The sequence below is a fragment of the Nocardia sp. CDC159 genome (genome assembly GCF_023740735.1).
GTDB classification, from domain to species: Bacteria; Actinomycetota; Actinomycetes; order Mycobacteriales; family Mycobacteriaceae; genus Nocardia; species Nocardia pulmonis.
This window is the reverse complement of the sequence record NZ_JAMRXH010000003.1, coordinates 13,105-30,810: the sequence shown is the minus strand read 5'-3', so window position 1 is coordinate 30,810 and position 17,706 is coordinate 13,105. Positions and strand designations below refer to the sequence as shown.

Annotated in this window: 19 protein-coding genes and 1 tRNA gene; 12 read left to right on the top strand and 8 right to left on the bottom strand. The window is 68.2% G+C overall.

All coding sequences use genetic code 11. The annotated features are described in order from the left end of the window. Positions 1–106: 106 nt before the first annotated feature. Genes NDR87_RS07070 through NDR87_RS07060 form a run of 3 tightly spaced genes read right to left on the bottom strand, consistent with a single transcriptional unit; the run spans position 107 to position 1,495 of the window. Positions 107–691: a permease gene (locus tag NDR87_RS07070; RefSeq protein WP_251910268.1), complete on the bottom strand. Its 585-nt coding sequence runs from the start codon at positions 689–691 to the stop codon at positions 107–109. Between the two features lie 59 nt (positions 692–750). Then, the gene (locus tag NDR87_RS07065) at positions 751–1,212 is read right to left on the bottom strand and encodes a peroxiredoxin (RefSeq protein ID WP_251910267.1); all 462 of its coding nucleotides are present in this window, start codon (positions 1,210–1,212) and stop codon (positions 751–753) included. A gap of 52 nt (positions 1,213–1,264) precedes the next feature. After that, a complete protein-coding gene (locus tag NDR87_RS07060; RefSeq protein ID WP_251910265.1) occupies positions 1,265–1,495 on the bottom strand; it encodes a hypothetical protein in 231 nt (76 codons plus the stop codon). Positions 1,496–1,986: 491 nt separating this feature from the next. Here NDR87_RS07060 and NDR87_RS07055 point away from each other — a divergent pair, with 491 nt between their 5' ends. From NDR87_RS07055 to NDR87_RS07005, 11 genes are all read left to right on the top strand, one after another. After that, the gene (locus NDR87_RS07055; RefSeq protein WP_251910264.1) at positions 1,987–3,552 is read left to right on the top strand and encodes an anthranilate synthase component I; all 1,566 of its coding nucleotides are present in this window, start codon (positions 1,987–1,989) and stop codon (positions 3,550–3,552) included. Then, positions 3,549–4,331: a TIGR02234 family membrane protein gene (locus NDR87_RS07050; RefSeq protein ID WP_251910261.1), complete on the top strand. Its 783-nt coding sequence runs from the start codon at positions 3,549–3,551 to the stop codon at positions 4,329–4,331. Before NDR87_RS07055 ends, NDR87_RS07050 begins: the two co-directional genes overlap by 4 nt. Before the next feature lie 145 nt (positions 4,332–4,476). Further along, a complete protein-coding gene (trpC, locus tag NDR87_RS07045; protein ID WP_251910260.1) occupies positions 4,477–5,301 on the top strand; it encodes an indole-3-glycerol phosphate synthase TrpC in 825 nt (274 codons plus the stop codon). After that, a complete protein-coding gene (gene trpB, locus NDR87_RS07040) occupies positions 5,298–6,560 on the top strand; it encodes a tryptophan synthase subunit beta (RefSeq protein WP_251910259.1) in 1,263 nt (420 codons plus the stop codon). The genes trpC and trpB overlap by 4 nt, the downstream gene beginning before the upstream one ends. Positions 6,561–6,634: 74 nt before the next feature. Continuing rightward, complete coding sequence (gene trpA / locus NDR87_RS07035) at positions 6,635–7,426, top strand: tryptophan synthase subunit alpha (RefSeq protein ID WP_251910829.1); 792 nt, start codon at positions 6,635–6,637, stop codon at positions 7,424–7,426. Positions 7,427–7,733: 307 nt separating this feature from the next. Beyond that, on the top strand, positions 7,734–8,999 hold the full coding sequence (gene lgt, locus NDR87_RS07030) for a prolipoprotein diacylglyceryl transferase (RefSeq protein WP_251910258.1): 1,266 nt from the start codon (positions 7,734–7,736) through the stop codon (positions 8,997–8,999). A gap of 53 nt (positions 9,000–9,052) precedes the next feature. Further along, positions 9,053–9,475 (top strand): TM2 domain-containing protein, encoded by a 423-nt coding sequence (locus NDR87_RS37685; protein WP_251910257.1) that lies wholly within the window; start codon positions 9,053–9,055, stop codon positions 9,473–9,475. A 159-nt stretch (positions 9,476–9,634) separates the two neighbouring features. Next, entirely contained in the window at positions 9,635–10,393 is a 759-nt protein-coding gene (locus NDR87_RS07020) for an amino acid ABC transporter substrate-binding protein (protein ID WP_251910256.1), read from the top strand. 22 nt (positions 10,394–10,415) lie between these two features. Next, positions 10,416–11,084, top strand: coding sequence for an amino acid ABC transporter permease (locus tag NDR87_RS07015; RefSeq protein WP_251910255.1), 669 nt, complete (start codon positions 10,416–10,418; stop codon positions 11,082–11,084). An 81-nt stretch (positions 11,085–11,165) separates the two neighbouring features. After that, positions 11,166–12,587: a pyruvate kinase gene (gene pyk / locus NDR87_RS07010; protein ID WP_251910254.1), complete on the top strand. Its 1,422-nt coding sequence runs from the start codon at positions 11,166–11,168 to the stop codon at positions 12,585–12,587. Between the two features lies 1 nt (position 12,588). Then, positions 12,589–13,479, top strand: a complete 891-nt coding sequence (locus tag NDR87_RS07005; RefSeq protein WP_251910253.1) for an acyl-CoA thioesterase II — start codon at positions 12,589–12,591, stop codon at positions 13,477–13,479. 9 nt (positions 13,480–13,488) lie between these two features. Here NDR87_RS07005 and NDR87_RS07000 read toward each other — a convergent pair whose 3' ends face one another. The 5 genes from NDR87_RS07000 to NDR87_RS06980 all read right to left on the bottom strand — a co-directional run bounded on the left by NDR87_RS07000 (position 13,489) and on the right by NDR87_RS06980 (position 16,640). After that, positions 13,489–13,806: a hypothetical protein gene (locus tag NDR87_RS07000; protein ID WP_251910252.1), complete on the bottom strand. Its 318-nt coding sequence runs from the start codon at positions 13,804–13,806 to the stop codon at positions 13,489–13,491. Between the two features lie 172 nt (positions 13,807–13,978). Next, positions 13,979–14,608, bottom strand: a complete 630-nt coding sequence (locus tag NDR87_RS06995; protein ID WP_251910251.1) for a low molecular weight phosphatase family protein — start codon at positions 14,606–14,608, stop codon at positions 13,979–13,981. Positions 14,609–14,756: 148 nt separating this feature from the next. Continuing rightward, positions 14,757–15,269, bottom strand: coding sequence for a monooxygenase family protein (locus tag NDR87_RS06990; RefSeq protein WP_251910250.1), 513 nt, complete (start codon positions 15,267–15,269; stop codon positions 14,757–14,759). Positions 15,270–15,329: 60 nt separating this feature from the next. Continuing rightward, a complete protein-coding gene (bla, locus tag NDR87_RS06985; RefSeq protein ID WP_251910249.1) occupies positions 15,330–16,223 on the bottom strand; it encodes a class A beta-lactamase in 894 nt (297 codons plus the stop codon). Between the two features lie 330 nt (positions 16,224–16,553). Then, a tRNA-Leu gene (locus NDR87_RS06980) sits at positions 16,554–16,640 on the bottom strand. Positions 16,641–16,842: 202 nt separating this feature from the next. Between NDR87_RS06980 and NDR87_RS06975 the strand changes: the two genes are divergently transcribed. Beyond that, the gene (locus tag NDR87_RS06975) at positions 16,843–17,463 is read left to right on the top strand and encodes an ANTAR domain-containing response regulator (RefSeq protein ID WP_251910248.1); all 621 of its coding nucleotides are present in this window, start codon (positions 16,843–16,845) and stop codon (positions 17,461–17,463) included. Positions 17,464–17,706: the final 243 nt, after the last annotated feature.

The window sequence follows — 17,706 nt, the reverse complement described above, 5'->3', positions numbered from 1 at the left end:
GTGATTATTGAAACTTCAATTCACAGTCACCTGCGGCTTCAAGTTTGCCACGATTTCGCTCGCAGGCAACCCTCGTTTCGAATGACGTGACATCTATCACGCCTGGTCAGTCGACCTGATCGGCCGTTCCCGTGTGGCTCCCCGCCTCCGCGACCGGCTGCTGCCGGGTGGCCGCGCGGTGTTTGCGCAAGCGGCGGCGCGCGACCCCGAAGACGATGAGCAGGAACAGCGCGGCCGCGACGATCGCGCCGATCAGCGACGCACCCCGGAAGCCGGGCGCATCCACGTCCAGAATCCGCTCTCCGGCGTGCGCGGCGTTGTTTCCGCTCCAGATGATCGTCAGCGTCATCAGGTTCGGCACGGCCGCGGCCACGGCGAGCACCGCCGCCGCACCGGCGAGGAACCTGCCCCCGCGCTTGCGCCACATCAGCGCGGCGAACAGCAACAGCAGCAGCGGCACCAGCGTGCACAGGAACCCGATCGACAGCCCGGACCAGATGCCCTTGGCGAAGCTGCCGTGCCCGGACATCTCGGCGATGCGCTGGGCCCACCAGCGCGGGATGAACGCCGCCAGCAGCAGATAGGCGATGACCAGCGCGGCGATCACGAGCACTAAGCCGACTATCCGGTTGCGCCACGTGCGCAGGGTGGGTCCGGTGCCAGGTGATTGCTCCACGCTTCGCGAAGTCATGTCACTAAGGGTATGCGCCCGGCCGCGTGCTGTGTGGTTGTCGCGAGCGGTGTTTCGGATCAGCCGTTTCGTTGGCGAAGGAAGTTCAGGGCGGAATCGGCGTGGTGATTCGCCCGAAGTTCGCTGGAGACGATTTTCAAGACCGTGCGGTCGGTGTCGATCACGAAGGTCTGCCGCTTGACCGGGGCGAGCCTGCCGAGCAGGCCGCGCTTGACGCCGAAGCGTTCGGCCACCGCGCCGTCGCGATCGGACAGCACCGGATAGGACAGTCCCTGCCGGTCGGCGAAGCCGGCCTGGGTGTCGACCGAATCGGTGCTGATACCCGCGCAGGACGCGCCCACGGCCGCGAATTCCGCCGTCAGATCCCGGAAGTGGCAGGCCTCGGCCGTGCAGACCGGGGTGTTGGCGGCGGGGAAGAAGAACAACACCAGCGGCCCGTCCGCCAGCAGCGAATCGAGAGACCGGATGGTGCCCGACTGATCGGGGAGCTCGAACTGGGGAGCGCGCTGGCCTTGCTTCATGAACTGGACAGTACCGGGCGCACGGGGCGCACCCGGTACCGGCGAATCCCGTTCAGACGCCGAGCAGCGCGGCCACTTCCGGATTCTTGATGTCCATGACGTCGAGAATGCCGTGCGCCTTCAGGAACGGCTTGAGCTCCTTGATGCGGTCGGTGTGCTCGGCGTACTCCTGCGGAAAGCTGCTGCGGTCCAGGCTTTCCAGCGCCTTGACGTAGGTGACGAACGACGCCAGCGCGTTGTGCTTGTTCATCCCGCCCGCGGGCTGCTGGTTCATGCTCATCATCCGCGGCGCCTGAGTGGGCATCCCACCCATCGGCTGCGGAGCCGCGTGCCGGGGACCCTCCGGTGATACCGGATTCGAGGGGTACATCGGTATTGAACTCCTCTCTGTGTTGGATTGCCTCCGCTTCGCTGCGGCGGGTTCGCGGCCCTCATGTCTCGTCGTTGCGCGGTCGAGACTCGCGCTTCGCGCATGCGCTTCGACCGCTCAACGACGAGACGGCCGCGAACGACGCTCGTAGGACTCGCGCGTGCGGGTCGTCTCAGCGGGTCGTTCCGATCGGGACTGCTCGTCTACGCCTACTTATTCGAGGCAGAACGGGGCTCGGCTCTGTTCGATCGCCAGCGCGCTCATCAGGTCCGACCGCGGGCCGGGGGATTCGGCGGGGCGCGGCGGTGCTGGTAAGGCTAGACCCCGAGCGGGCGGCCCATACCCGTTTTCGCCGGTCACGGGGTGCGGAAAACCGGCTTGCCCGTGCCTGGAATGATGAAGAAATGCACGGCCCCTCATCCGACCGGCTCAACGATCCCACCACCACGACGCGCGAGCAGTTCCGGGCGCTGGCGGCCGAGCACCGTGTGGTGCCGGTGACGCGAAAGGTGTTGGCGGACTCGGAGACTCCGCTCTCGGCCTATCGCAAGCTGGCCGCCGATCGGGCGGGTACGTTCCTGCTCGAGTCCGCCGAGAACGGGCGGTCCTGGTCGCGCTGGTCGTTCATCGGCGCGGGCAGTCCCACCGCGCTGACCGTGGTGGACGGGCAGGCGGCCTGGCTGGGCGCCACCCCGGCCGACGCGCCCTCCGGCGGGGATCCGCTGGTCGCGCTGCGCGACACCCTGCAGCTGCTGCGCTCGGAGCGGCTGCCCGGCCTGCCGCCGCTGACCGGCGGCCTGGTCGGCTATCTCGCCTACGACATCGTGCGACGGCTCGAGCGGCTGCCCGAACACGCCACCGACGATCTGCACGTGCCGGACATGGTGATGCTGCTGGCCACCGATCTGGCCGCGTTCGACCATCACGAGGGCGCGATCACGCTCATCGCCAACGCGGTCAACTGGAACGGCACCGACGAGCATGTCGACGAGGCCTACGACGACGCGCTCGCCCGGCTCGACCGGATGACCGCGGCGCTGGCCGCGCCCGCGGAGTCGACCGTCTCGATCTTCGACCGGCCCGATCCGGACTTCCGTCGCCAGCGCACCGCCGAGGAGTTCGGCGCGGGCGTGCGGCGGCTGGTCGGGGAGATCGAGGCGGGCGAGGCGTTCCAGGTGGTGCTGTCGCAGCGGTTCGAGATGGACTACGACGGCAGCGCGCTGGATCTGTATCGCATGCTGCGCGCGTCGAATCCGAGCCCGTACATGTATCTGCTGCATGTGCCGGACGGCTCGGGCGGCACGGCCTTCTCGATCGTCGGTTCCAGCCCGGAATCGCTGGTGACGGTGGTCGACGGCGTGGCGACGACGCATCCGATCGCGGGCACCCGCTGGCGCGGCGCGACCGACGAGGACGATCTGCTGCTGGAGAAGGATCTGCTGGCCGACGAGAAGGAGAACGCCGAGCATCTCATGCTCGTCGACCTCGGGCGCAACGATCTGGGCCGGGTGTGCCAGCCGGGTACGGTCCGGGTCACCGACTATCGCCACGTCGAGCGCTACAGCCATGTCATGCATCTGGTCTCGACGGTCTCCGGCCGGCTCGCACCCGGCCGCATCGCCCTCGACGCGGTGCAGGCCTGCTTCCCCGCGGGCACCCTTTCCGGCGCGCCAAAGGTCCGCGCGATGGAGCTGATCGAGGAGCTCGAGCCGACCCGCCGCGGCGTCTACGCGGGTGTGGTCGGCTATCTCGACTTCGCTGGCGACGCCGACACCGCCATCGCCATCCGCACCGCGCTGCTCAAGGACGGCATCGCCTACGTGCAGGCGGGCGCGGGCATCGTCGCCGACTCCAAGGCCGACTACGAGGACACCGAATCGCGCAACAAGGCCATGGCCGTCCTCAAGGCCGTCGCCGCCGCCCAGACCGTGCGCACCTTCGCCCCCGACTCCGACGGCAAGGATCGATGACCGCTCCGGAACCCGAACGCCCGCAGCCGAATTCACCGGACCCGGCCGGTGCCGATCGCGCCGATGCCGACCCGCGGCAGGCCCCCTCGGACGCGGCGGCCAATCCGCGCAGGTATCCGATCGGGCCGGTGCTGCTGCTCGCGGTGGCGGCGGTGGCGCTGTGGGGCTCGTCGCGGCTGACATGGGTGACGCTGACGTCCTCGGACGGGCTCACCGAGCCGCGGACTCGGCATCTGAACGGTGGGTTGTGGTTCGGTGCGCTGACGCCGCTGGCCCTGGTGCTGCTGGCCTCGGTCGCGGCCGTCCTGGCCACCCGCGGGTGGCTGCGGCGGCTGGTCGGGGTGATCGTCGCGGTGGTGGCCGCGGCGGCCGCGGTGCCGGGGGCCGCCATGCTGGCCCATCGCGGCAACGTGACCGAGCGCGCGGCCACGCTGGCCGAATTGCCCGCGCGGGCGCGGGTGGACCAGGTCACCACGGCCACGTTCCCCGCATTACTGAGCGTGCTGGGCGCGCTGGCGGCCTTCGCGGCGGGGGTGTTGCTGGCGCGCATGCCCGAGACCACGGCCCGGCTGTCGGGCAAGTACGACAATCCGGTCTTCCGGCGCGCCGCGGCCGCCGAACAGGTGGCCGAACGGCAGGCGAAAGCCGCGCGGCGGCAATCGGATACCCCGGACCGCCCGGCCGACCAGGCGGCATCGGGCCAGTTGTCCGAGCGCGTGCTGTGGGACGCCCTGGACGCGGGCGCCGATCCGACCGACGACGATCCGGGACGGCGATGATAAGGCCTCGGGTTCGATGCGACGCAGAACACCCCGCCGTCGGTCCGACAAACATAGCCATTTACTCTTTATCAGCATCGGTGAGACAGCGCCTGGGGGGATTCTCAGGCAGTAAGTCCGTCTCCCCAGAAAGGATTCGAGCCAGATGACGGTACTCGACTCGATTCTCGACGGGGTCCGGGCGGATGTGGCCGCTCGGGAAGCCATCCTGGATTTCCAGGCCGTCAAGAAGGCCGCCGCCGCGGCGCCGTCGCCGCGCAACGCACTGGCCGCGCTGCATCAGGACGGCGTGGGAGTGATCGCGGAGGTCAAGCGGGCCAGCCCCTCGAAGGGTTCGCTGGCCGACATCCCGGACCCGGCCCAGCTCGCCAAGGCGTATGAGGACGGCGGCGCGCGCATCATCAGCGTGCTCACCGAACAGCGCCGCTTCCACGGCTCGCTGGCCGACCTGGACGCCGTGCGCGCGGTGGTCGACGTGCCGATCCTGCGTAAGGACTTCGTCGTCGGGCCCTATCAGATCCACGAGGCCCGCGCCCACGGCGCCGACGTCATCCTGCTGATCGTGGCCGCGCTGGAACAGGACGTGCTGGCCTCGCTGATCGACCGCACCGAATCGCTGGGCATGACCGCCCTGGTCGAGGTGCACACCGAAGAGGAAGCCGACCGAGCCCTGGAGGCCGGCGCCTCGGTGATCGGCGTGAACGCCCGCAACCTCAAGACCCTCGAGGTCGATCGCGACGTATTCGCCCGCATCGCCCCCGGCCTGCCCACCGAGATCATCCGCGTCGCCGAGTCCGGTATCAACGGCACCGCCGACCTGCTGGCCTACGCCGGTGCGGGCGCGGATGCCGTGCTCGTCGGCGAGAGCCTGGTGACCAGCGGCGACCCGCGCGCGGCCGTTTCCGAACTGGTCACCGCGGGCACCCACCCGTCGTGCCCGCGCCCGCTGCGCCGGGGTGCCAGCCGATGACCGGTCTGCACGAATACGCCCTGCCGCAGGCCAGCGAGGGCATCACCCAGCGCAGCCACGAGCCCGACGAGGGCGGCCACTTCGGCGTCTACGGCGGCCGCCACGTGCCCGAGGCGCTGATGGCCGTGATCGAGGAGGTCACCGCCGAATACGGCAAGGCCCGCGTCGATCCGCAGTTTCTGCACGAGCTCGATCGGCTGCAGCGCGACTACGCCGGTCGCCCGTCGCCGGTGTTCGAATGTGAGCGCCTGGCCGAGCACGCCGGTGGTGCGCGCATCCTGCTCAAGCGGGAAGACCTGAACCACACCGGATCTCACAAAATCAACAATGTGCTGGGCCAGGCGCTGCTGGCCAAGCGCATGGGCAAGAAGCGGGTCATCGCCGAGACCGGCGCGGGCCAGCACGGCGTGGCCACCGCGACCGCCTGCGCGCTGCTGGGCCAGGAGTGCGTGATCTACATGGGCGCGGTCGACACCGCGCGCCAGGCGCTGAACGTCGCGCGCATGCGGCTGCTCGGCGCGGAGGTGGTGTCGGTGACCACCGGCTCGCAGACCCTCAAGGACGCCATCAACGAGGCGCTGCGCGACTGGGTTTCGCATGCCGACGACACCTACTACTGCTTCGGTACCGCGGCCGGGCCGCATCCGTTCCCGTTGATGGTGCGCGATTTCCAGCGCGTCATCGGGCTCGAGGCGCGGGCGCAGGTGCGGGCGCGGACCGGGCGGCTGCCCGACGCGGTGACCGCGTGCGTGGGCGGCGGCTCCAATGCCATCGGCATCTTCCACGCCTTCATCGACGATCCCGGCGTGCGACTGATCGGCTACGAGGCCGCGGGCGACGGCGTCGAAACCGGAAGGCACGCCGCCACTTTCACCGGCGGTCGCCCGGGCGCGTTCCAGGGCGCGTACTCGTATCTGCTGCAGGACGAGGACGGGCAGACGATCGACTCGCACTCCATCTCGGCGGGTCTGGACTACCCCGGCGTGGGCCCGGAACACGCGCTGCTCAAGGACATCGGCCGCGCCGAGTACCGACCGATCACCGACACCGAGGCGATGGACGCGCTGCTGCTGCTTTCGCGCACCGAGGGCATCATCCCGGCCATCGAATCCGCGCACGCCGTGGCGGGCGCGCTGCAGCTGGGCCGCGAATTGGGCGAGGGCGCAATCATTCTGGTGAACCTGTCCGGCCGCGGCGACAAGGATATGGACACCGCGGCCCGCTGGTTCGGGCTGTTCGACGAGGAGGCCGGGAAGTGAGGGAGCTTGCGACCGAACCATCGGGCACAGCGCCCTCGGCGAACGGCGGCGCCGAGCGCCAGCGAGGCGACGCCGTGAGCCGCCTAGGGGCCACCTTCGCCGCCTGCCGCACCGAGAACCGGGCCGCGCTGATCGGCTACCTGCCCGCGGGATATCCGGATCTGGGCGGTTCCATCGCCGCCTGCACCGCCATGGTCGAATCCGGGTGCGACATCATCGAAGTCGGCGTCGCCTACTCCGATCCGGTGATGGACGGCCCGACCATCCAGGCCGCCACCGAACAGGCGCTGCGTGGCGGGGTGCGGGTGCGCGACGTGTTCGGCGTGGTCGAGGCGATCACGGCCGCGGGCGGCAAGGCCGTCGTGATGACCTACTGGAATCCGGTGCTGCAGTACGGCATCGACCGGTTCGCCCGCGATCTGGCCGCCGCCGGTGGGCTGGGCATGATCACCCCGAATCTGATTCCGGACGAGGCGGACGAGTGGCTGGCCGCCGCGCGGGCACACGATCTGGATCGCATCTTCCTGGTGGCCCCGTCCTCGACCGAGGAGCGGCTGGCCATGACGCTCGAGGCGTCGAGCGGCTTCGTCTACGCCGCCTCGACCATGGGCGTGACCGGCGCCCGCGACACGGTGTCGACGATGGCGCCGGAGCTGTGCGCCCGCATCCGTGCCCATTCCGATATTCCGATCGGTGTGGGCCTGGGCGTGCGCAGCGGCGCGCAGGCCGCCGAGATCGCCGCCTATGCCGACGGTGTCATCGTGGGTTCGGCGCTGGTCTCGGCCGCGGCCGAGAGCCTGGACGCGGTGCGGGCGCTCACCGCCGAACTCGCCGAGGGTGTGCGCTCGGCCGCCGTCGCGTCCTGAACCGTTCACCGGCTTACGTCGTATTTCCCGATAGCGGTCCTTCGCGGGACCGTGAACGGAATGGGGTGCGCCGATGGCCGTTCCCGCCGTACCCGGACGAGTCGCTGGCTTGCTGTGGCCGAATTCGCCACTGTCGCTGGCGTAGTCGCGTCGTTCTCGGATGCGGTGCGGCCGGTCGGACTCGCCGTGTCGATGCTGGGTGCGCCGGTCGGACGGGCGGCGCGCGGTCGAGGGGTCCGGCACCGACCGAGCGAGGCACGCCCGGACCCGCGGGCGCGTCGTCGGCGTATTCCGTTACGGTGGGGCCGTGACTTTTCCAGTCCTGGCAGACAGTGTCGTTGCGTCGTCGGCCGTGCTGGCCTACCTGCCCAGCCCGCCGCGCGGTGTGTGGTATCTCGGGCCGCTGCCGCTGCGGGCGTACGCGTTGTGCATCATCCTGGGCATCATCATCGCCATCTGGTGGGGTGAGAAGCGGTGGCAGCAGCGCGGCGGGCAGCAGGGCGCGGTGCTCGACGTCGCCATGTTCGCGGTGCCGTTCGGATTGATCGGCGGACGGCTGTATCACGTGGCCACCGACTGGCAGAAGTATTTCGGCGCGGACGGCAATCCGATGAACGCGCTGAAGGTGTGGGAGGGCGGCCTCGGCATCTGGGGCGCGGTGCTGCTCGGCGGCGTCGGCGCCTGGATCGGCTGCCGGGTGTATCGAATCCCGTTGCCCGCCTTCGGCGACGCGATCGCGCCGGGCATCCTGCTGGCGCAGGCCATCGGCCGGTTGGGCAACTACTTCAACCAGGAGCTCTACGGCCGCGAGACCGATCTGCCGTGGGGTCTCGAGATCTACGAGCGCTTCGGGTCCGACGGCCGGTTGGACATGATGAACGGGGTCTCCACCGGCGTGGTGCAGAAGGTCGTGCAGCCGACCTTCCTCTACGAACTGCTGTGGAATCTGCTGGGCGTCGCGGTGCTGGTGTGGCTGGACCGGCGCTACCGCATCGGTCACGGCCGGTTGTTCGCGCTGTACGTGGCGATCTACACCTTCGGCAGGTTCTGGGTGGAGCTGCTGCGCGACGACGAGGCCACCCACCTGTTCGGCATCCGCATCAACACCTACACCTCGACGATCGTGTTCCTCGGCGCCATCGCGTATTTCCTGCTCGCCACCCGCGGTCGCGAGACGGCGGAGCTGCTGCGGCCCGGCACCGACCGCCCGTGGCCGTGGCAGCTGGCCGCACTGCGGGCCCGCGGGGCGCAGTCGGAAGCCGAAGCGGCATCGGAGGACTCGGTGGCCGCGAGCGAAAAGCGGGCGGCGAAGGCCGAATCCGAGGCCGCTGAGTCGGAGCCCTCCGCAACGGAGCCGACCGTGGTGACGCCGAAGGCGACCGAGGCCGAGCCGACCGTCTCGGAAACCGAGGCCGCGACGACCGCCCCGGCGAGCGAGGCCGCGACGACCGCTGCCAAGGCCGAGCCGGAGCGGGCCGACGCGGGCAACGAATCCGAGTCGAAGGGCGATAACTCCTCGACCGATTCGGCCGCCACCAAGGCGGCGAAAGCCGCTGAATCCGGCCAGGATTGAGCAGCGGGCCGATCCGCACCGCCGGATCGGTCCGGCATCGAGGAGGACCAGCAGTGACCGATCCCTACCAGCAACAGCCCGGTTACGGCCCGCAGTACGGCCCGCCCGGCACCGGTCCGGGCCAGCCCCAGGACGGGCAGCCCACCTACCCGCAACCCCAGTACGGCCAGCCCTACGGCGCCTACCCGCCCGCCCCGGTCCCGCCCGGCATGGACCCCGCGGCCCCCTACGGCCGCAACATCTACGGCGAGCCGTATTCCGACAAGTCCAAACTCGTCGCGGGCCTGCTGCAGATCTTCCTCGGCTGGGCGGGCGTCGGCCGCTTCTACCTCGGCTACCCGGGCATCGGCGTGGCCCAGCTCGTGGTCAGCGTCGTCACCTGCGGCGTCGGCCACATCTGGGGAATCATCGACGGCATCCTCATCCTCACCGGCAAGGTCCGCGACCGAAACGGCCTGCCGCTGCAGGAGAGCTGATTCCTCGCTTCGCTCGGAAACGGGGAGGCTTGGCCATAGGACCGAAAAACGCCACGATGATCCCAATAGTGGCCCGAGCGCAGCGAGGGCCGTAGGCTGTGGCGGTTCTATGTGTCTCGTGTGCGAGAAATGTCCGCATACTGCCGGAGAGGTACTCCATTGCGTCGCAAGCTGTTCGCCGCCGTAGTCGCCGTCGTCGCCACCACCGGGCTGCTGAGCGCCTGTGGCGGCGGGAGTGACCCCAACGTGCTGAAGGTCGGCACCGAGGGGACCTATGCCCCGTTCAGCTTCCAGGGCGGCGACGGCAAGCTCACCGGCTACGACATCGAGGTCGTGCAGGCCGTGGCCGACAAGCTCGGCAAGAAGGTCGAATTCGTGCAGACCCCGTGGGATGCCATCTTCGCCGGACTGGAGTCCAAGCGCTTCGATCTGGTCGCCAATCAGGTGACGCTCAACGCCGACCGGCAGAACAAGTACAGCCTGTCCCAGCCCTACACCACCTCCGACGGTGTGCTGGTGACCAACGTCAACAACGGCTCGATCACCAACCTGGCCGACCTGCGGGGCAAGACCTGCGCCCAGTCGGCGACCAGCAACTGGGGCAAGGTGGCCGCGGGCGCGGGCTGCAAGGTCGAGGCGGTCGAGGGCTTCGTGCAGGCGGTCCAGCTGCTCAAGCAGGGCCGCGTCGACGCCACCGTCAACGACACCCTGGCCGTCGGCGAGTACACCAAGCAGCACGGCACCAGCGAAATCAAGGTGGTCACCAAGACCGGCGAGACCAGCAAGCAGGTCCTCGCCGCGCGCAAGGACGAGACCAGGCTGATCGAGGACGTCGACAAGGCCCTGGACCAACTGCGCGCCGACGGCACGCTGGCCAAGATCTCCGACAAGTACTTCGGTACGGATGTGAGCAAATAGCCGGGTAACCTAGCCCCCCGGTATGGACTCAGCTACCTGGACGCTCATTCGACACAACCTCTGGCCGATGCTGGAGGCGACGGTCACCAAGACGCTGCCGCTGACCGCGATCAGCTTCGTCATCGGCCTGGTGATCGCGCTGCTGGTCGCGCTGGCGCGCATGTCGACGATCTGGCCCCTGTCGGCGGCGGCCAGGTTCTACATCTCGATCATCCGCGGCACGCCGCTGCTGGTGCAGCTGTTCATCGTGTTCTACGCGCTGCCGCAGCTCGGCATCGTGATCGACCCGTTCCCGGCCGCGATCGTCGCCTTCAGCCTCAATGTCGGCGGTTACGCCGCTGAGGTGGTGCGCGCGTCGATCCTGTCGGTCGCGCACGGCCAGTGGGAGGCCTCGCAGGCGCTGGGCCTGTCGCATGTGCAGACCCTCGGCTCGATCATCCTTCCGCAGGCCGCGCGCATCGCGGTGCCGCCGCTGTCCAACACCCTCATCTCGCTGGTGAAGGACACCTCGCTGGCGTCCACGATCTTGGTGACTGAACTGTTGCGGGTGGCGCAGTTGGCGGCCGCGCCGACGTTCGACTTCTTCGCGCTCTATGGTGTCGCGGCGGTGTACTACTGGATAATTTGTTTGATACTGGGATTTGCGCAAACCCGCCTGGAAACCCGGCTTGCGCGGCATGTGGCCAGGTGACGCGCGTCATGGTTTGTTCGATTGATAGCGAGGGGTATGCCCGCGCGGCAGTCGATCATCGACAGGACTAGGCTCGAGCACGTGATGCGACGGACAAAGATTGTGTGCACCCTCGGGCCGGCAACGGCCTCCGAGGACCGGATCCGCGAACTTGTCGAAAGCGGCATGGACGTGGCCCGGTTGAATTTCAGCCACGGCGAACACTCCGATCACGCCGAGAATTACCACAAGGTTCGCAAGGCGGCGGACCAATTGGGCCGCGCCGTCGGCATTCTCGCCGATCTGCAGGGCCCCAAGATTCGCCTCGGCCGTTTCATCGACGGCCGCACCACCTGGGCCACCGGAGAGGAGGTGCGGATCACCGTCGATGACATCGAGGGCACCCACGACCGCGTCTCCACCACCTACAAGCAACTGGCGCAGGACGCCAAGGCGGGCGACCGCCTGCTCGTCGACGACGGCAAGGTGGGCCTGACGGTCACCCGCGTCGACGGCAACGACGTGGTCTGCCGGGTCACCGAGGGCGGGCCGGTCTCCAACAACAAGGGCGTGTCGCTGCCCGGCATGGACGTGTCGGTGCCCGCCCTGTCCGAGAAGGACATCGAAGACCTGGAATTCGCCCTGAAGCTGGGCGTCGACTTCATCGCGCTGTCGTTCGTGCGCTCGCCGTCGGACGTGGAGCTGGTGCACGACGTGATGGATCGCGTCGGCCGCCGCGTGCCGGTGATCGGCAAGCTGGAGAAGCCCGAGGCCATCGACAACCTCGAGGCGATCGTGCTGGCCTTCGACGCGATCATGGTCGCCCGCGGCGATCTGGGCGTGGAGCTGCCGCTCGAGCAGGTGCCGCTGGTGCAGAAGCGCGCGATCCAGATGGCCCGCGAGAACGCCAAGCCCGTCATCGTGGCCACCCAGATGCTGGAGTCGATGATCGGCAACTCCCGCCCGACCCGCGCGGAGGCCTCCGACGTGGCCAACGCGGTGCTCGACGGCGCCGACGCGGTGATGCTGTCGGGGGAGACCTCGGTCGGCCAGTACCCGATCGAGGCGGTGCGGACCATGGCCCGCATCGTGCACGCGGTGGAGGCCGAATCCTCCACGCGGGTACCGCCTTTGACGCACGTCCCGCGGACCAAGCGCGGCGTGATCTCCTACGCCGCCCGCGATATCGGTGAGCGGCTCAACGCCAAGGCGCTGGTGGCGTTCACCCAGTCCGGTGACACCGTGCGCCGCCTGGCCCGCCTGCACACCCCGCTGCCGCTGCTGGCGTTCACGCCGCTGCCGGAGGTGCGCAGCCAGCTCGCCCTCACGTGGGGCACCGAGACCTTCCTCGTGCCGCCGGTGGGCACCACCGACGAGATGATCGGCCAGGTCGACAAGGAGCTGCTGTCGCTGGGGCGCTACTCCAAGGGCGATCTGGTCGTGATCGTGGCCGGTTCCCCACCGGGCACCATCGGCTCCACCAACCTCATTCACGTGCACCGCATCGGCGAGGAGGACCACTGATTTGAGCGCGTCACTGGGCGAATCGGTTTCCACTGGCAGCGACCTCGAGGTGCTGCTGGGCCTGCTGGATCTGGAACAGATCGGTGACGACAGATTCCTGGGCCATCACCCGGAGAAGGTGTGGAGCCGCACCTTCGGTGGGCAGCTGGTGGCGCAGGCGATCGTCGCGGCGGGTCGCACGGTGGGACCCGAACGCCCGGTGCACGCGGTCAACGCGCATTTCGTGCGTGGCGGCAATGTGAAGAAGCCGATCGAGTACCGGGTGGAACGCCACCGCGACGGCCGCTCGTTCGCCAATCGCACCGTCACCGCCTATCAGGACGATCAGGAGCTGTTCGTCATGCTGGCGGCGTTCCAGGACTGGGCCACGGGCCTCGAGCACGCGGCCCCGCAGCCGCAGGTGCCCGATCCGGAACAGCTGCCGCGCGTGGAGGAGTCCTTCGCGGGTCTCGAGGACCGGCTGAAGATGTTCGTCAACGCGCCGCATCCGATCGATATGCGCTACACCAACGATCCGGCGTGGATTCTCAAGGGCACCGGCGGCACCCTCGACTACAACCGGGTCTGGATGAAGGCCGACGGCCCGCTGCCCGACGATCCGTTGATTCACGTTGCGACGCTGGGCTATTCGTCCGACACCACGGTGCTGGACTCGATCATCACCACCCACGGCCTGTCCTGGGGCTTCGACCGCATCATCGCCGCGACGGTGAACCACTCCATTTGGTTCCACCGCCCGTTCCGCTTCGACGACTGGGCGCTCTACGCCACCCAGTCCCCGGTGGCCGCGGGCTCACGCGGCCTGGCCACGGGCCACTTCTATTCCCGCGCCGGAGAATTGCTGGCCACGGTGGTGCAGGAGGGCGTCATCCGCCACTTCCCGAGCCGCTGATCGGAGAATCTAGATCAATTCCCGATTCTCTTCCAGGTCGAAGCTTTCCCGATGCAGCGCGTGGATGGAGTGCGGGACGGCGTCCTCGGTGGAAATTCCGAGGACCAGTTTCCTTTCCAAGGCGGCCAGATTCGCCTCGGTGAGCAGTTTCTTGTCGCCGACCAGGCTCAGCGCGATCTCGTAGGTGCGCCGCCCCGCGGGATCGGCGCCGGGATGATCCAGCCGCCACTGGGTTTCGAGCACAGTGTGATCCGGTTGATCGGCGTCCACGGGCAGGGTGAAGCGCCAGGCGAAGATGTCCCGGTCGGCCACATGATCATCGACCACGTGACGCACGGTTTCCACGACACGTTCGAGGGTTTCCGGTGTCACATAAACATGGAGCGAAACATCCGAAATGCGTTTCGGCATGTCTGAGTCCTGTTCTTGTGTCGAACCAGCGGCGGGACTGTTCCGCGGGGAGTGTAATCCTTCCAGGGCCGAAATGGGGAGGACATATTTACGCGTGGCGGCCCATCTGCGTCATCATCGTTGTGAAGGGGGGTGGTTCGGCGCGCCCGCCCGGCAGCACCACCAGCCGCGGCCGCCCGCGATCGTCGGTGTCGCGGCCCTCGTGGATGTGCAAGGCCAGCAACAGCGGAACCAGCGCCTCGGCGATGCGGTCACCGACCTCGCAGTACTTCTCCGCCGACAGGCCGACCGGATCGGCGATGTTCTCGCGGCCGACCAGTGCGAGATCGTTTCGGGCCTGGTCGATTTCGGCGATGGTGCGCGCGCCGCTGACCTTCGCGATCCGGTGCGCCTCGAGCAGGGTGAAGGTGCGTGCGGACGCCGCCGGGACCATTTTCATCACGTCGTCGCGGATCTGCTCGGTCATGGCGAGTACGAGATCGGCTCGTTCCACCATCTCGGGTTTGAGTTTACGGGCCTTGAAATTCTCGGCGTCGCCGCCGAGTCCGGTGATGGTCTGGGCCGCAAGGGGTTCCACGCCGAATCCGACCAGGGCGCGGGTGCCCGCGCTTTCCGCGGTGAGATCGGACATTCCGTGTTCGGCGGCCATGGCGCGAGTCAGACGCTCGGCGATCACCGACCTACAAACGTTGCCGGTGCAGACGAACAGGACGTGCATGGCAAAAACGGTAAGCCGTGCCCGTGTCCGATTCGTAACCGAAATGCCTGCCTCGGCCCGATTTTGGTCAGATGTTCACCTACCCGTAGTGCGTCGTGTACCGGTGTTGGCCCGGTAGTGGTCGTACGGGGTAGATCATTATGCGTTTTCAATTGGAATTGTCAGGATAGTAGGTGGATTCCTCGATCACCGGGGCGACCTTGGGATCGGTGTGGTGCACCCGATTGCGAGTGGAGAACAACCTGCCGCGGGAGGGGACCGTGGGCGCGAACCGGGCCAATCCGGTCGGGGCGGTCATATCGTCGTACATGGCGTCGATGCCGCCGCGTGCGAAGTACGCCTCGTGCCAGAAGCCGGTCCCGCCGGAGTCCCGCAGGAAGCGCTGCCACCAGTCCCGGTGCGGGGCCGAGCGGGTCCAGCGCTCCAGGCTGTCCAGATCGCGCCAGTACTGCCGCGCACCCCAGTGCGGCGGGAACAGCGACCAGATCACATCCTCGTGCAGCAGCAGCCCGTCCGGGCGATCGCGATGGGAGCGATAGAGTTTCGGCCCCAGGCCCAGCAGCCGCAGCAGACCCCGCGGCGTGCGCACCCGCATGCCCAGATAGATGACGACCAGATCCGGATATTCCGACAGGTCCGCCGTCAGCCGGTTCACCCGCATGTCCGCGACCTCCGCTCGAGGGCCCCCTGTTCGGAACTACGGCGCCCGCGGGTCGCGGGTTCAGCGCAGCGCGTCGACGACGGCGCGGGTGGCGTCGGCCAGCAGCGCGCTGTCGGCCTGCGCCTCAGGCTCGGACTTCACACTCAGCAGCGCGATGACGACCGGTCGCCCCCGCTCGTCCCAGGCCACCGCCACGTCGTTGGCCGATCCGTAGTCGCCGGTGCCGGTCTTGTCACCCACCAGCCAACCGCCCGGCACGCCCGCCCGAATCCGTTGCGCGCCGGTGGTATTGGCGACCAGCCACGATTTCAGCAGGTCCCGCTCGGCGGCCCCGAGCACATCGCCCACCACCAGCGCGCGGTAATCGGCCGCGATGGCCGCCGGACTGGTGGTATCCCGCTCGTCGCCGGGCAGCGAGGTGTTCAACTCGGTCTCCCACCGATCCGAGCGGGTGACCGTATCCCCGATCGACCGCAGGAATCCGGTCAGCGCCGACGGGCCGCCGAGCAGTTTCAGCAACTGATTCCCCGCCGTGTTGTCGCTCCTGGTGATCCCCGCCGCACACAACTCGGCCACGGTCATCCCCGAGTCCACCCTGGTCTCGGTCACCGGCGAGTACGTGACGAGATCCTCCTTCGACCAATGCACAACCTGCTCGAAGTACCCCGTCGCCAGCGGGTGTTCCCGCAGCAACCCGCCACACACCAGCGTCTTGAACGTCGACTCGAACGCGAACCGCTCATCTTCGCGATAACCGACCCGCTTGCCATCGGGCCCACTCGCGAACACCCCCAACCGCGCCCCGTACTTCCCCTCCAACTCCGCGAACCGCCGCCCGACCTCCGCACCCGGCGAGGCGCTCACCGCCTCGTTCGGCGATCCCCCCGCCGAACACCCGGCCAACACCCCGACCACAACCGCCATCGCCAACCCGACCCACCGACCCAACCGCATCCCGGCCCTCCATCTCATCGCGCCATCACATCAATCCAGCCAAAACCTTCCTACCCGCACCCGCGCCCTCGAATCTGCGCCGGATCCGGACGAGTATCTCCTCGGGAACTGTCGAGATGCCCGCCGGGCCGTGAGCCTGGTCGCGGTAGTGGCGGCTCAGTCGATCGCGTTGTGCCCCATAAACTTTGGTTGCATCGGAGCGGAGCGCGGCGGTTGCTGACTGCGCGCGGCTCGTCGTCCCGGCCGGTATCGGGGTGGTGAACGCCAATGGCGAAGTGGCGCAAGGAATGGCGAGTGTGGAACCGTACGGCCGGTCCGGGGCCATCGACATGGTGCCGAGTGTGGGACTCGAACCCACACGTCCGTGAGGACAACGGTTTTTGAGACCGTCGCGTCTGCCAGTTCCGCCAACTCGGCGCACCGGGGGGAAATGATAGCGGGTGGGGGGCTCGGGGGACGAATCGGTGTGGTGTTGGCGGCTTTGCGCTGGGTAGATGGGTTGTTCGTGGGGTTGAACGGTACGCTTTAGGGCACTCGGGTGCGTCCGGGGCCGGCGTGGGTGGGCGCCCGGTCGCGGTGGGCCGCGAGTGTCGGCATCGGAATCACGAGGGGTCTGTCTATGGGAACGTCAGCAGGGGGCGCGAAGAAGGATGCGGTCGCCGCTGCCAAGCGGGTGGTGGTGGCCGAGGACGAGGCTCTCATCCGGATGGACCTGGTGGAGATGCTCTCCGAAGAGGGGTATCAGGTGGTGGGTGAGGCGGGCGACGGCCAGCAGGCGGTCGACCTGGCCGAGGAGTTGCGTCCGGATCTGGTGATCATGGACGTCAAGATGCCGCGCCGCGACGGCATTGATGCGGCGGCCGAGATCGCCTCCAAACGCGTTGCGCCCGTGGTGATTTTGACCGCGTTCAGCCAGCGCGACCTGGTCGAGCGGGCCCGCGACGCGGGGGCGATGGCGTACCTGGTGAAGCCGTTCACCAAGTCCGACCTGGTCCCGGCCATCGAGCTGGCGGCCAGCCGCTTCCACGAGATCACCGCGCTCGAGGGCGAGGTCGCCAGCCTGGCCGACCGGCTGGAGACGCGCAAGCTGGTCGAGCGGGCCAAGGGGGTGCTCATGCAGACCCAGGGTTTGTCCGAGCCCCAGGCATTCAAGTGGATTCAGCGCACCGCAATGGACCGCCGAACCACCATGAAAGCGGTCGCCGAGGTGGTTTTGGAGAACCTCGCTCCGAAATCGTAGGACGAATTGGTCCCGGTATTTTTCCAGCCGGAAATTATCGGGTCTTGTCCGCCCGGGATCGGCGAGTTCCGCCCGCGTGATTGCCGGAAATCAACACCCCGGCAACACGCTGCGGAAAAAACTCGGGGTCGAAGTCACACGAATGACCTGAATGTGATGCAGATCTAACGCGACGCCGCTAAGTTTTGAGCCGGGCCGACGGAGTCGGCCTCCTCGGTGACCCCGGGGGTTCAGCTGGACATA

Excerpts from the sequence above, each read along its gene's own strand:
- NDR87_RS07070 (WP_251910268.1), bottom strand. The coding sequence starts at position 691 with ATGACTTCGCGAAGCGTGGAGCAATCACCTGGCACCGGACCCACCCTG.
- trpC (WP_251910260.1), top strand. The coding sequence starts at position 4,477 with ATGACGGTACTCGACTCGATTCTCGACGGGGTCCGGGCGGATGTGGCC.
- NDR87_RS07015 (WP_251910255.1), top strand. The coding sequence starts at position 10,416 with ATGGACTCAGCTACCTGGACGCTCATTCGACACAACCTCTGGCCGATG.
- NDR87_RS07065 (WP_251910267.1), bottom strand. The coding sequence starts at position 1,212 with ATGAAGCAAGGCCAGCGCGCTCCCCAGTTCGAGCTCCCCGATCAGTCG.
- NDR87_RS06990 (WP_251910250.1), bottom strand. The coding sequence starts at position 15,269 with ATGCGGGTGAACCGGCTGACGGCGGACCTGTCGGAATATCCGGATCTG.
- NDR87_RS06975 (WP_251910248.1), top strand. The coding sequence starts at position 16,843 with ATGGGAACGTCAGCAGGGGGCGCGAAGAAGGATGCGGTCGCCGCTGCC.
- trpB (WP_251910259.1), top strand. The coding sequence starts at position 5,298 with ATGACCGGTCTGCACGAATACGCCCTGCCGCAGGCCAGCGAGGGCATC.
- NDR87_RS07050 (WP_251910261.1), top strand. The coding sequence starts at position 3,549 with ATGACCGCTCCGGAACCCGAACGCCCGCAGCCGAATTCACCGGACCCG.
- NDR87_RS07055 (WP_251910264.1), top strand. The coding sequence starts at position 1,987 with ATGCACGGCCCCTCATCCGACCGGCTCAACGATCCCACCACCACGACG.
- NDR87_RS06995 (WP_251910251.1), bottom strand. The coding sequence starts at position 14,608 with ATGCACGTCCTGTTCGTCTGCACCGGCAACGTTTGTAGGTCGGTGATC.
- NDR87_RS07060 (WP_251910265.1), bottom strand. The coding sequence starts at position 1,495 with ATGATGAGCATGAACCAGCAGCCCGCGGGCGGGATGAACAAGCACAAC.
- bla (WP_251910249.1), bottom strand. The coding sequence starts at position 16,223 with ATGCGGTTGGGTCGGTGGGTCGGGTTGGCGATGGCGGTTGTGGTCGGG.